General features: G+C 64.1%; 9 protein-coding genes, 2 tRNA genes and 2 pseudogenes. 7 read left to right on the forward strand and 6 right to left on the reverse strand.

Going from position 1 to position 13,470, the window contains the following annotated elements; all coding sequences use genetic code 11:
- Nucleotides 1-773: 773 nt before the first annotated feature.
- A complete protein-coding gene (locus LAJ19_RS03015) occupies nt 774-1,796 on the reverse strand; it encodes a DsbA family protein (protein WP_225476840.1) in 1,023 nt (340 codons plus the stop codon).
- 151 nt (nt 1,797-1,947) lie between these two features.
- Here LAJ19_RS03015 and LAJ19_RS03020 point away from each other — a divergent pair.
- Nucleotides 1,948-2,021: transfer RNA gene (locus LAJ19_RS03020), tRNA-Cys, on the forward strand.
- 12 nt (nt 2,022-2,033) lie between these two features.
- A tRNA-Val gene (locus LAJ19_RS03025) sits at nt 2,034-2,108 on the forward strand.
- 83 nt (nt 2,109-2,191) lie between these two features.
- Here the strand turns inward: LAJ19_RS03025 and LAJ19_RS03030 are convergent.
- Complete coding sequence (locus LAJ19_RS03030; RefSeq protein ID WP_225476841.1) at nt 2,192-2,446, reverse strand: tyrosine-type recombinase/integrase; 255 nt, start codon at nt 2,444-2,446, stop codon at nt 2,192-2,194.
- Nucleotides 2,447-2,760: 314 nt separating this feature from the next.
- On the opposite strand from LAJ19_RS03030, the pseudogene LAJ19_RS22025 reads away from it, so the two are divergent.
- Nucleotides 2,761-3,045, forward strand: a pseudogene (locus LAJ19_RS22025) (minor capsid protein); the annotation flags it as partial.
- Between the two features lie 233 nt (nt 3,046-3,278).
- A pseudogene (locus LAJ19_RS22030) lies at nt 3,279-4,242 on the forward strand (transposase).
- A 56-nt stretch (nt 4,243-4,298) separates the two neighbouring features.
- Here LAJ19_RS22030 and LAJ19_RS03045 read toward each other — a convergent pair.
- Entirely contained in the window at nt 4,299-4,859 is a 561-nt protein-coding gene (locus tag LAJ19_RS03045; protein ID WP_225476843.1) for a hypothetical protein, read from the reverse strand.
- Nucleotides 4,860-5,516: 657 nt separating this feature from the next.
- Between LAJ19_RS03045 and LAJ19_RS03050 the strand changes: the two genes are divergently transcribed.
- On the forward strand, nt 5,517-5,909 hold the full coding sequence (locus LAJ19_RS03050; protein WP_225476844.1) for a hypothetical protein: 393 nt from the start codon (nt 5,517-5,519) through the stop codon (nt 5,907-5,909).
- Between the two features lie 229 nt (nt 5,910-6,138).
- Here the strand turns inward: LAJ19_RS03050 and LAJ19_RS03055 are convergent.
- A protein-coding gene (locus LAJ19_RS03055) for an IS630 family transposase (RefSeq protein ID WP_225476845.1) occupies nt 6,139-7,147 on the reverse strand; the annotation gives its coding sequence in 2 pieces (ribosomal slippage) (nt 6,139-6,678 and nt 6,680-7,147; 1,008 coding nt in all).
- Nucleotides 7,148-7,414: 267 nt separating this feature from the next.
- Between LAJ19_RS03055 and LAJ19_RS03060 the strand changes: the two genes are divergently transcribed.
- Both LAJ19_RS03060 and LAJ19_RS03065 read left to right on the forward strand, forming a co-directional pair.
- Entirely contained in the window at nt 7,415-7,738 is a 324-nt protein-coding gene (locus tag LAJ19_RS03060) for a hypothetical protein (protein WP_225476846.1), read from the forward strand.
- A gap of 54 nt (nt 7,739-7,792) precedes the next feature.
- Nucleotides 7,793-8,821: a PIN/TRAM domain-containing protein gene (locus LAJ19_RS03065; protein WP_225476847.1), complete on the forward strand. Its 1,029-nt coding sequence runs from the start codon at nt 7,793-7,795 to the stop codon at nt 8,819-8,821.
- A 99-nt stretch (nt 8,822-8,920) separates the two neighbouring features.
- Here LAJ19_RS03065 and LAJ19_RS03070 read toward each other — a convergent pair whose 3' ends face one another.
- Complete coding sequence (locus LAJ19_RS03070; protein WP_225476848.1) at nt 8,921-11,656, reverse strand: AAA family ATPase; 2,736 nt, start codon at nt 11,654-11,656, stop codon at nt 8,921-8,923.
- On the reverse strand, nt 11,653-12,831 hold the full coding sequence (locus LAJ19_RS03075) for an exonuclease SbcCD subunit D (protein ID WP_225476849.1): 1,179 nt from the start codon (nt 12,829-12,831) through the stop codon (nt 11,653-11,655). The genes LAJ19_RS03070 and LAJ19_RS03075 overlap by 4 nt, the downstream gene beginning before the upstream one ends.
- Nucleotides 12,832-13,470 lie beyond the last annotated feature (639 nt).

The following is a 13,470-nucleotide window of genomic DNA, read 5'->3' on the forward strand; positions in this document are numbered from 1 at the left end:
GCAGTTTCATAGCGTTGAAAGCTGCGACAGGCCTCCCTGGCGGTCATGTCTCCGTCCTGGCGCAATGACAGGATTAAACGGCTGGTTGTTCCACTGCTTTTGCTTTGCTCCTGACGTTCAAGCCTGAACTCCGGTACAGACCGGAACAGGACGGTCCCCGCAACAAGAAGGGCCAGCGGCCGCAGGGGAGGGGCAATATGCTCTCCCCCAGAAGCCTCTGATCCACCACAGCCGCAGGCCTGAGTTCCTGCAGGGCCTGATTGTACGCCTGTGCCTCGGTGAGGTCGCCCAGGGTCAGTTGCTGGAATTCGCCTGTGGCCGAGGGGTTGGTGCCGAGCCCCCTGGCAATCCTGACCGCGCAGGTCTCCGGTTGCCGCCCGGACGTGGCTTCGTTCCAGGCAGACCTGAACTTCAGGACGGACCGCAGGGCACATGCTGGGATTCGCGCTGAAAGATGAGTCCAACATGCCCATTGTCCGTGAGGCGGTTGTACCTGTGTCTTAGTCCGCCAGCGTCAATGGGACGCGTTTCAGCCACCAGCAGGTACGTCCTTCCAGAGGTGCCGGGCAGGGGACAGGGTGCCTTGCCTGAAGCTGAACTGGCCGCCGGTACAGCACTGCACTTGCTGAATGAGGCGCAGGCCGTCAAAAGGTGGCGAGAGACAGGAAATTCACCGATCCCAAGAGGAGGTGGCGTTCTGTCCCCTTACTTTGCATTGCTGCATGGCGCCTCCGGGAAGTCGCAGAGGTTCAGTTCACCAGGAAAAGCCCGCTTTACCGGAACAGGCGCAGACGTTCCTCGATCACGCTGGCCGCACCAGGCCTGGCGGTGGTGACTGCACGGATCCGCGCGAACTCCTGCATGTCACCATAATCAGTGAGTTTCATGCCATTCAGAAACACAGTGGGTGTCCCCTGGACGCCCAAGCTCAGGCCCACCCGGTACTGCGCGTCAACGCTGGTCTTGAAGGTGCGCTGCCCCAGGCATGTCTTGAACGCCGCCGTGTCCAGGCCCGCGGCCCTGGCGTAGACGCTGTACCTGCCGGGCGCATCCTTCGGATTTAAAGGTGTCCAGGTGGCCGCATTGGCGAACAGCTGATCTGCGAACGGCCAGAACTTCCCCTGCGCCAGCGCGCACTCACTCGCCTCAGCGGCGCCCAGGGCGTTGCGGTGGAACGACAGCGGGAACTCGTAGTGCACCACGCGGTAGGTGCCACTGGCCTTGCGCCACGCCGGCATCGCCTTGTCCCACATGAGCTTGCAGTACGGACACTGGAAATCACTGAAGATCCGCAGCACATTCGGCGCCTCGGCACTTCCAGTGACGGCCCAGGCGGGTGGGAAGGCGCTGTCCGGCCAGACCTTCATGGCCACATACCCCAGGTACCGCGGCGCACTGGCGTCCCCAGTGACTTTCAGGGCGATCAGGTCGGTCGCGCCCTCATCAGTCACGTCCACAAACCCCTGGCGGGCCGCCGTCAGCAGTTTTGGGTCGGACAGGCTCTGCTGCAACTTTGGGAGGTTGGCTGCCTCCAGCCCCCAACCGGCGCCAATGCCCCGTGCCAACCCTTCAATCGAGTCGGTTTGAGTCAGTACACCAACCACCAGCCCGCCCACAACGTCCAGGGTCACCGTGGAACTGGCGCTGTGAAACGTGAGGCCCTGAAGGTTAAACCCGGACAGCAGTGGCTGCGCGGCCGTCGCGCCGGGCGTCGCCATCAGCTGGGCGGAAGCGCCTGTTCCCAACAGGACAGAGAGGATCATGATGCGGGCTGGTCCACGCAGAGTGCTGCTCATGAAAAGCAGTCTAGAGTGCGCGCGGGGCCAGCAAAGCAGGAGAAGAGCCCCACCCCTGTTTACAGGTCTGAACGTCCGTGCTAACATTCCTTCCGCTGGAGAGGAAGGACCCACCAGCCGCCCGCAGGCGACAGCAAAAGCCAGACGGCACGGCGCTGTAGCCAAGTGGTAAGGCAGAGGTCTGCAAAACCTCCACCACCGGTTCGAGTCCGGTCAGCGCCTCCAAACTTTACCCGTAGAACCGTAGCTCAGGGGTAGAGCACTACCTTGACACGGTAGGGGTCAGGGGTTCAAATCCCCTCGGTTCTACCAGCAGAACTCTCGTCTAGGCGGGAGTTTTTTCTTTTGCATGTTCATCACTGAGGGCGCTTGGTAGCAGCGCTGATAGCAACTGTCTACAACTCCAGTGGATCCAGGTCCAACGGGTCCGGCCGGGTGCTCAGGTTCTTGAGGATCAGCACGGCCTTCTCGCGCTGCTCTTCGAACACGTGCCCGTACACGTCCGGCGTGAGGCTCGCGCGGCTGTGCCCGAGGCGGTCTGCCAGCGCCTTGGGGTCCAGGCCCTGGTAGATGGCCAGCGAGGCGTAAGTGTGCCGGATGTCATGAATGCGGATGCGGCGACCTGGGCTCGACCCAGCAGGGCGTACCAATCCCGCAGGAGGTTACGGGGCTGGTAGAGGGTCCCAACGGCCGTCGTGAATACCAGGCCGCTCTCTTCCCAGTCCTCACCGACCGCGTCTGCCCGGATGCCGAGACGCAGTTCACGCAGCATACCGTCCAGCGCCTCGAGTGGTACTATTGATAACGACACGGGTTCGCCTTGCTCCCGTCCAGACCCGGCAGCGATCAAACTCACCCAGACACCTGAAGTCTGACGGCAACCGATTCAAAGCTCCGTCGTCATCAATAGGGAGTTGAGCACAGCGCCTGCCGAAGTGCAGGCCGCTCTGCTAGAGGCCGGGAGTCCGGACAGAGCTCGCCGCAGATAGTGGCCGGCCTGCGAGACCTGGTCGACGTAAGCCGCAACTGTGCGGCCACAATCGTCCGGAATGAACTGGGCAACGCCAGCGTGTACGCCCAGCGGAAAGGTCAGCGGCAGGCGGGCGTCACCCACTACATCTGGCTGACCGCTCAAGACTTCCGCGTCCGTGACGCGCGTCGGGCGCGTCACGGCAAGACTTTCGCTTGCAACGATCCACCCCAGATGGGCACCCTAGCCAGCCCATTCTCTGCCGGTGTGATGCGCTGACGGTATTGCCTGAAAGCGCTGTACCGGACATCTTCAGGTTGGAGCTGTGCTGGACGGGAACTCCCTGAACGTGTGAGCGGTCGCGAACCGGCACGACACACGGCGGTGTTTCGGGGGTGTGACGACTCCAAAACCCGCCGATCTCCAGCGGACCGAACTCAACCGCTACTTCAGCCTGCGTGCCTTTCCTGCGCCACGACACGCTGCAGCGTGTCGTGGACGTGATCTTCGCGATGGTCACCGCCAGGAGCGTGAATCACAGTGATCTGTGCGCTCACCTCCCCTGGGGAGCTCCGTCGACGTAAAGAAACGCCGGATGGAACGAGGGTGCCGTGATCCCCAGTTCACCGAATCCGTCTTCCTGACTTGCCTGCTGGCGCTGCTGCCCCCAGGGACATTGCTGCTCCGCATAGACCGCACCACCTGGGAGCGCGGCGAGTCGCCCGTGAATCTCCTGGTCCTTGGCGTCGTCCTCCACGGGTCCACAGTGCCACTCGTCTGGACCGCTCTGGATCACGACCGCAACAGCGGCACGGTGCGGCGCATCCAACTGGTCTCCAGGATGCTGAAGGCCCTTCCAGCGGCACGCTGGAAGGGCCTGGTCGCCGACCGAGAGTTCATTGGCGGCGAGTGGTTCCAGTTCCTGAGACGCAAGGGCATCAAACGTAACATCCGCATCCGGAAGACTGCCGTTGTCGATGAGCTGCGCGTGGAGGCGTGGTTCGGTGACCTGAAGATCGGGGAAGCGCGGTGCCTCGCCGAGCGGGCCAACGTCTACGGTGAGGTCATGCACGCCCGTGGCGACCAGGTCACCTGCAGGTGACTTGGTCGCGATCGCCACCGATTTCAGCGTCTGGGACACGTGTGTGCTGTACCGGGCGCGCTGGTCGGTAGAGCGCACGTTCGCCAGCCTCAAGGTCCGTGGGTTCGATTCTTATGCGCACCGGCATCACCTAACCTGAACGTCTGGAACGTCTGTTCGGGCTGTTCATCCTGGCGTGGGTCAGCTACCTGCGGGTGGGCGTGTGGCTCCAGGCGCACGGCCCGATCAAGGTGAAGGCTCATGGCCGACCGGCCATGAGCCTCGTGCGATACGGCGCCAAACAGCTCTGTCATGCCTTGCGCTGGGGACTGCCCGAGTTACCCGAACTGATGAGGCTGCTCAGCACGCCATTTCAAGCGCCAGGCGCGGCTTGAAGGTGAGATGTCCGGTACAGAAACCTGAAAGGTTTAATGGGTAACGAGGGCTGGCGTCACGTGGGTTTGGCAGGCACGCGTTGTGTGGGCAGACTCTTATCAGGAAGAAGAAACAAGGCAATCAACCCCACAAGGCTGAATACACCAAGCAACCCTGTAAGCGGACTTTGATGCTTGCTTCGGGCATACAGCACTCCACCATTCAGGCCGAAGAGGATGGCGGCGACAAGGAAAAGTGAGGTAAACAAACTGGCTTCTCCATTGGCCTCGGGGAAAGCACTAATTCCGAGAATGCGGAGGGGAAGGGGAAGTGCCACGAGAGCCGTTCCAAGAGCTCGCATCGTAGATTTTGACGAGTCGTCCACCCAGGTGAGTCCAAGGAGAAGTGGCCCAAGGACCGGCATAGTACCAAGGAGTAGGGTCGATCGAGAGCGATCAGGCAGTTGTGCGAGCTTCCAGATCAGCCACCAGTACACGGGTACTCCAAGGAGTGCCAGGAGAGGAGCCCATACGCCGCCTCCGGGTAGATCCTTACCTGGGATGCTGAGGAAAACGTTTGGGACCACTGTGATCAGTACGGCAGAAATCACATATTTCCAGCTTTCGGCTTTCATCATTCCTAAGAAATGTATAGGAATTCCATGAATATATGGATGAGAACCAAGGCCAGTCGTGCAGCAGTTTTCGCTTCCTATCCCTTCCGCTCCGCAATGGGCGGTTTTTTGTGGCCCACCCATCGGCCTTGTAATTGGGAGATGAGAGATATGAATCGTCAACGGAGGGAGGCTCTATGTTCAAAAACTTCCTGACTGCTCGACTCGCCAACGTTCCCTCAGTACCGGCGCCGACGCATCCGCTGTGGAGACCTTTCTGCACGCCGCGCGAACCACTGAGGCAACATATGAGCTGAGGCGGCACTGATCAGTTGAGGCAATCGAGACTGTCGTGTCCTGCTGGGCCACCCAGGCTAAATTTTGCGCCCAGGCTCCTCATTGTCTGCCTGACCTCCGAAGAGACACTTGGCCGCTGAGGCTTGTGCACCTCTTGTTCGCGTTGCAGAACCGGGAAACCAGGACAGCAGGTGGCAGGCAGAGAAGTGACTGGAGGAAGCCTCCTGAGTTCATGGTGTTCCTCCTGGTGCGCAGGTGCTGGAGCCCGGCATGGTAATGGCGTGCTGCTGGACACAGGCGCGGCCGGTTGATTGCACGTTCGCGCCCAGGGGTAATCCACATTTTGAAGTGAATCCTGGTTGCACAGGGGTTTACGCTACTGGTATGCGATGGCCCCTGCTCCTGATTGGATTGCTGCTGACCGCCTGCCAGAAGCCTGCACCGGCCGCGACGGAGGTCAAACCTGAGATCGTGGGCACCGCGGAGGGCGGACAGAAGATCGAGCGGCTCAGCTTGGGGAAGGTTCCTCCCGGTGACTCGCCGTACTTCACCCTTGAGGGAGGCACTTACGTCGCCGTCCTCAAGGACCTGCCCGGTGGCTGCTTCGGGTCGTTGGCCCTGATGCGATACGAGAGCAAAGACGTCGTTGAGGAATTCACCTGGAACGTGCAGACCACGCAGCTCACTGTGAAGGACCTCAAGCCTGGCACGTACTATTTTAATTCCATCACGCAAGACGGTTGTACGCCACGATTAGAACTGACCACTCAATCCTGACCGCCTTTTCAGAAGCACAGGTGTTTTACGGAAGCTGGGGTAACCAACGGGATCGACATGCACTGTGGCCTTCATGTTCATTCTCGCATCACAGGTGTCACTGGCCGACACTGCCGACCATGACGGCCAACACCCTCAGGAGAATGGCGCCGATTAGCAGAACATCGAATGTCCTGCCAGCGCGGGTATCAGCATTGTCGATGATGTTCGCGAGCGTGTCCCGCCACACTTATTGATAACGGCATAAGTTAAAGTCCATCAAACGTTGAGGCAGGTCGATGTACCGAACCCGTTGCCAGGCCGTCGTCAGCTTCGCTTTCAGCACGCCCACTGAGCGGGCACAGAAGTTCCCCAGCACATTGCGCTTCACGTACGCCCACACCAGCTCGATGGGATTCAACTCCGGAGCGTACGGCGGCAAAAACACCAGCGACAGGCGTTCGTGGAGATCCACGAACGCCTGAGTTGCCTTCGCTCGGTGAATGCCCGCGTTGTCCAGCACCACCACGATCTCCCCCTGCACATGGCGCATCAGATGCTGGAAGAACCGGGTGACGTCCCCACCCCGGATCGCCCCATGCTTCGTGTGCTGGAAGAATCGACCGTCCGAAGTGATCGCCCCGATAATCGAGCGTTTTTCCCAGTTGGCCGGGAGTGTGACCAGGGGCGTGACGCCCCTGGTCGACCACGTTCGTCTTCGCACACCGTTCAGCGAGAAGCCAACCTCATCCAGGTCCACCAGGGTGGCGCCCTGCGCGACCTTTTTTTCCCAACTCCGGCGCCACCTGTTCTTTCCAGGACGCGATCCGGAGTTCATTGCGTTCTGCTGCCCGTCCATCCGGCATCTGGGGCGTGAACCCCAGCTGACGAAGAATTCTCCGGACGTGATCGGGGTGGTACCACACGTCGAAGTGCCGCCCGATCAGGTCTGCGACTCGTCTGGTGCTCCAGGTCGGGTCAGGGAAGCCATGGTGCAGCGCACCCTCCCTCAGGAGGGTGCGGACCTGTTCGAGCTGGGCGGTGGTGAGTCGGGAGGGGCGTCCTGTCGTCACCGTTGCCTGGAGACTGCCGGTGCGCTTCAGGCGTTTCTTCCAGTTGCTGACGGTGTGTACGGACACGCCGAAGTGCTGGGCAATCACCTGCTGTGAATGCTGGCCCCCTTGAAGCCAGGGGGTCGCCGCCAGTCGACGTTCCTCCAGCTGCGCTCGGGAGTATTTGGATGGATGCCATTCAGCCACACCTCCAGCATACCAGCTCGTATTTACGTCGTTATCAATAAGCGCTGTGCGTCCTCGTAGGGTAAGGGGTGTGCGGCGTACCTGACCGCCTCGGCTGCCTGCTCAGGCAGGGGGAGCTCTCCCGGTCGTGGACCGAAGAGGCAGCGGGCGTTCCTTCGTCTGGGCGGCCGTCAGGAGGCACTCTGCAGCGGCGGGAGGACCGCCCTCTTCGCGTTGTACGCCGGGTATGCCGGCCTCTGAAGCAGTCGGTTTACAATGGTTGCAAACATGAGTGAACTGAAATTCCTTCTCGCGGCGCTTGCTATAGGAGCCCTGATCTTCATGGCGGTGACGATGCGAAGCACGGCGCGGCGAATGCATTACCGGGACCGGCCCCGGTTCTGGCGCACGGCGGCCCCCCTTCTTATTCCGGCGCTGCTCAGCCTGGGAATGGTGATCTGGGGCGTGACCCGGCAGACGGGCAGTGCCGTCCTGTGGGGCGCGCTGGTACTGGGCGCTGTGAATGCGGGCGTGGCCTGGTGGATGAACCTGAACCCCCGCCGGTTGCTTCAGGCGGCGCACCGGGGGGCGGACCGACCGTCTCGACCTTAAGGCCTCACGCCGTCTTCAGACGGGGGGAGCCGGGGAGCAGCTACACTAAGTGATGTGCTTGTGATTCGGCTGTTTACCATGCTGCTGGGGCTGCTGCTGGGGCTCGCGGCCGGGCGTGCCCTGAGTGCCGTGCAGCCTGGTGAACTGGGCCTGGTGAATACCTTGAGCCTGATGCTGGCCGGAACCCTGATGGCGCTGCTGCTGGCTCCGCGCATTGAGGCGCTGAGCAGTGGGTGGAGCCGGCGCTTCACCCACTGGTACGCGGGTTTGTCACCCCGGACGGTGGCGGCCGCGACGTTCGGGTTGATTGTGGCGCTGCTGGTCAGTGTGCTGCTCAGCAGTCTGCTGCGCACCCTGCCGCTCTACACCTGGGTCTGGAACCTGGTGATCACGGGCGTGCTCAGTGTGTTCTTCGTCTCGTACGCCGTGCGGAATGCTGAGGCGTTCGGGCTGCTGGCGTTTCCGCAGGTGCGCCGGAAGCCGGGCAGCAAGCTCCTGGACAGCAACGTGATCATCGACGGGCGCATCGTGCAGCTGGTGCAGGCCGGGTTTCTGGAAGGGGAACTGGTGGTACCGGCGTTCATTCTGAGGGAACTGCAGGTGCTGTCCGACAGTCACGACAGTCAGAAGCGCACGCGCGGCAAGCGGGGCCTGAGCGTTCTGGAGGAACTGCGGGAGCTGCGGGCCCTGCGCGTGGAGGACTGGGATGACGCGGCGCTGCCCACCACGGACGACAAGTTGATCCGTCTGGCGCGCGAGACGGGCGCGCGGATCGTGACGAACGACGGGAATCTCGGCAAGATTGCTCGCCTGCATGGCGTGGAGATCCTCAGTATTCACGAGGCGGCCGTGGCGCTGAAACCTCAGGTGCAGGCGGGCGATCACCTGACGGTCACCATCACCAAGGGCGGGCAGCAGAAGGATCAGGGTGTGGGGTACCTGGAGGACGGTACCATGGTGGTGGTTGAGGACGGCATCCGGGTGAGGGGTAAGGCGGCGCGTGTCCTGGTGGTGAACAACGTGCAGACGAACGTGGGGCGCATGATCTTCGCGAAACTGGACCGCGAGGAAGGCGCGGCCTGAGTCCCGGGGACTCCGGGCGCCTGCGTCCCACGTTCCCTCTGAGCATCGATGGACGGTTCCGGCGCCCTGCACCTGCGGGGCGCCGGATGTCTATGACGGCTACAGATCGAAGCGTTGAATGCTGCTGCCCGCCACGCTCTTGGTGACCAGCAGGCGGCTGGGCAGCCGCTCCGAAAGGCTTTCGACGTGCGTAACGACGCCCACCATACGGCCCTGCGTGCGCAGGTTCTCCAGGGCGTTCGCCACGGCTTCAAGGGCCTGGGGGTCCAGCGTGCCGAAGCCCTCATCGAGGAACAGGGCGCCGAGCACCTTGTTGCCCGCGAGGTAATCGCTCAGGGCGATGGCGAGCGCCAGGGACGCCAGGAACGTCTCCCCGCCGGAGAGGGTTTTCACGCCGCGAACCTCGCCGGCATTCCAGAGATCCTGCACCACGTACTCGCCGGTCTGGAGGGCCAGGCGGTAGCGGCCGTCGCTGATTTCGTGCAGCAGAATGCCAGCGCGCGTGAGAAGCTGCGCCTCGATTTCCGCAAGGAGAAACTGCTGGAACTCGTTGGCCTTCAGGCTGTTCGTGAGGGTCTGCCACGTGTCGAAGGTGCGTGAGGCGGCCAGGGCGCGCGCCTCGATGTCTGCCTTGCGGTCCAGGCGTTCACGCAGGTGCCGTTCCTGCTCTGCGAGCCGTCCGGCCTGCTCGCGGGTGTTCGTGAGGGCCGCGTCGGTGGCGATCAGGTCGCGGGTCACCTGGGCGAGCTCGGCCGGGTCGAACGGCGCGGCACCCAGCTGCCGGTCCAGGTCGGTGAGGGCCGCGCGCAGCTGGGCGAGGCTGGCGGCGTACGTGCGCGCCGCTTCTTCCAGCGCTGCAATGTCCGGTTCGGGCAGAGCCGCCGCGCGGGCCTGGGCGGCGTTCAACCCCAGGGTGGTCAGGGCGGCGTTCAGGGTGGCGTGAGCGTCCTGGGCTTCCTGCGTGCGGCGCGTGGCGTTGGCCTGAACGCCACGCAGCGTCGCGTCGGCCGCGGCGAGGTCCCCCTGCGCCCGGTACAGGGCCGCCTGGGCGTCCTGCACGCGCGACCTCAGCGTCTGAATCTCACTGAGGGTGATCTGCCGGGCGCGGGCAGGGTCGGGTCCGGCGGCGCGCACCCGGGCCGCCAGATCAGCCAGGAGGCGCTGCATGTCGGTCTGCGGATCGCCGGTGACAAGCGCTTCAGCGGCGCGCAGGTCGGTTTCACGGGCGGTGAGCTGCTCTTCCCAGTTGCGGTACTCGGCGCGTTTCTCGTCCAGCCACGTCTGCCGGGCTTTCAGTGCGGCGCGCAGGTCCGTGAAGCGGGCGCGGCGCTCTTCAAGCGTGGCGCGCAGGGCGTCCACCCGGCGTTCGTGCTCGCCGAGGTCCGCGCGGGGCGCGGCGGGCAGGGCGGTCACGACCTGCCCGCACAGGGGGCAGTCGTCCCCGACGTGCAGGTGCGTGCGGTACGACGCCAGACCCGCCTCGATCCGCGCGGCGTCCAGCGCGGCCTGCGTGGCTTCCAGGGCCACCTTGCCGTCGGTGCCGTCGCGTTTTACGCGCTCCAGTTCGGCTGTTTCCTGCACCTGGCTGCGTTCCTCGGCCGCGAAGCGGTCCTGCGCAGCTTTCAGGCTCACGCGTTCAGTCTGGAGCAGCACGCGTTCCTGCCGGTTCTTCTCGGCCCGCTGCGCTCCTTCGCGCGCCGTGAGGAACGCGTCCTCATCCCAGGGCAGAGGCCGGGCGTGGGTGAGGTTCACGTTGCCGCCGGCGCGGCGCAGCCGGGCCACATCGCCCTCTGCGTCACGCAGCGCCTCAGCGCGCGCCTCCAGGTCGGGAATGCGGGTCTCGGCGGCCTGTGCGGCTTCCAGGGCGGCAGCGGCAGTTGTGACGCGCTGCTGCGCGGCCGTCACGGCGCCCTGCGCGCCGCGCAGGTCCCCCGCCTCGCGTTCCGCGGCGATGCGGGCACGCTCGGCGGCGTCCAGTAGCGGCAGCACCCCGGCCACGCGGCGCGCCTGCGCGGCCTGCTCCGCGCCCTGCTGCACGCCGGCCGCGCGGGCCTCCAGGGCGGTCAGGCGGCGTGCGGTCTCCTCGCGGGCCTTCCAGATGCGTTCCTGTTCGCGCAGGCGCGCCTGCGCGGTCTGCAGACGCTCACGTTCGTCGGTGAGGCGTTCGGCGTCCGCGTCGGTGCGTTCCCGCTCGCTGCGCAGGGCGCCGAGCGCCTCCAGCGTCACGCCCTCGTACTCCCCCGTCAGGACGGCGTTCAGGCTCTGCGCCTCGTGCTTCAGTTCCTTCGCCCGGTCGGACGCGACGCGCTGCATGGCGGCAACGTGATCCAGGCCGGTCAGTTCCCCCAGCAGCGCCTGCCGCTCCCTGCCGGTGCCGTGCAGCACCCGGGAGAACTCACCTTGCGGGAGCATGACGCTGCGCGCAAACGTCCGGAAATCCAGGCCCACCACCCGCCGGATGCGTTCGTTGATGTCCCTGGCGCCCCCTTCGGACAGGTTCGACCAGCGGCCGTCCTCATCCAGGCGCTCGAAACGCACCTCATTCTCCGCCTGCCTGCGGCCCTTGGTGCGCGAGGCGCGGTACGTGAGGCCAGCCACCTCAAAGGTCAGGCTGACCGACAGGCCCCGCTCACCCTGCGAGATCAGGGCGTCGAGCCCTGACGCACCCAGCCGCGCCGTCTGCCCGTACAGCGCGAAGGTCATGGCGTCCAGCAGGCTGCTCTTGCCGCTGCCGGTGGGTCCCACCAGCGCGAACAGTTCCAGGTCCCCGAACTCCAGGGTGGTGTACTGCCGGAACGCCGTGAAACCCTGAAGATCCAGTCGAAGGGGCTTCACGCGGGTTCCTCCGTGCGGGCCAGTTCGTTGGCCTCACGGAACGCGGCGCGCAGGTCATCCGGAAGCTCTCCCCGTTTCTCGTGGTGGTACCGTTCGTACAGCTCCATGAGGCTCAGCCCCTCACGCTTGAGTTCCGGGGCGGCCAGGTCCTCCTGCACGGCCTCCAGATCGACAGCCAGTGTGTTCGGCACAAGTTTCAGCACGCGGTCCTTCAGGCCCGGCAGGGCCGTGCCGGTCGGGGCGCGCACCACCACCTTCAGCAGGCCGCCGAACCCGGTCAGGGCAGCGAGGCGGGACTCCACGTGCTCCAGGTCGACCCGTACGGTCCGCAATTCCCTGCCGCTGGCCAGCGGCACGGCGTGAACCTGCGCGGGCCGCCCGGGCTCAACCTCGACAAGGTTCACCTGCTTCTTCTCGCCGCCTTCGCCGAAGTCCAGCTGGATGACACTCCCCGGGTAGTACGCGGGTGGCGCGTCGGACACCTGCTGCGGCTTGTGCACGTGACCCAGGGCCACGTACTGCGCGCCGGGCGGCAGTTGCAGGCCGGACAGGGTGTAACTGTTCGTCAGGTCGAACTGCATGGTGCGCTCACTGCCGCTGGGCACGGCGCCGTCCATGGTGGCGTGACTCATGAGCATGTTTACGCTGCCCGCGCTGAACCCCTCCCCGAGGCGACGCAGGAAGAAGCCCATGCCCTCACGGTATTTTTGCCGCCACGCGCCGGTGTCCCCTCCCAGCAGGTCCGCCGCTTTCACGAGCCGCCGTTCAGAGAGGTACGGCAGGGCGCCAACCACGAGCCGCTCGCCGCTGGGCGTCTCGACCGTGCGGATCATGTGCGCTGGGTTCGCGCTGGGCTGCGCGACGACCTGCACGCCCACCCAGCCGAGCAGGCCGGTGACGCTGGCGAGTCGCGCGGCGCTGTCATGGTTTCCGGCGATGACAATGCTGGGCACGCCCTGGTCACGCAGGCGCAGGAAGAAGTCGAACACGGCGTGCTCGGCTTCGGCGCTGGGGTTGGCTGTGTCAAAGAGGTCGCCACTCACGAGGACGACATCGGCACGTTCGGTGCGGGCCAGCGCGGCAATTTCCACGAGGGCGTCGTGTACTTCCGGAGTGCGGTCAAAGCCCCGCAGGGAACGTCCCGCGTGAAAATCAGCGGTGTGAAGTACGCGCATAACGGAAAAAATAGCACGCTGGGTCAGCCGAGCCCGCCGCACCAGCGCTGCAGAGAGAGCGGGATGAGCACCTGCGCGGATGCGGGCTGGACAGTGATACAGCGGGACTGTCAGATGATCAAGCAGAACGGGGTATGGCTGATTAAACGCTCTGTATTTTTATTGCTTTAACTGTGTTTGATTGTAAAAAAGCAGCAGCCTGGATAAATATTCAAAAGGCCATTTGACATATTAAAAAACCTTTGGAAGTCAATCCTGGTCTCATGTATAGCAGTGACCTTGACCTCATCACAAAAAGTCATCTGAACGCTAATGAAACCACCTCCAATCCGCGCGTCCACCGCACCCCACGCTGGGTTCGCCGGCTGGCGCGCCTGGCCGGTCTCAATACCTGACGCTCGTCCACGGTCTTTCACCTGTGAGGGAGCGTCACCTCATCCTGCCGCTGCCCTACTTCCTCCCCATCTTTTCCTCCCTGTCCGCTGCTTGCTTCTCTTGTCCTCAGGCTAAGGCCTGCCGTGTCCAGCAGAAAACCGCGCCCAGGCGGTCAAGAGGACACCCTCAGCGGTGCAGCCCCAGGCATGCCCCCACAGGGCCGCCCGCCGGCTGAACGCACTCCCGGTATTCCGTCACGGACGA

Source organism: Deinococcus taeanensis (assembly GCF_020229735.1).
GTDB classification, from domain to species: domain Bacteria; phylum Deinococcota; class Deinococci; order Deinococcales; family Deinococcaceae; genus Deinococcus; species Deinococcus taeanensis.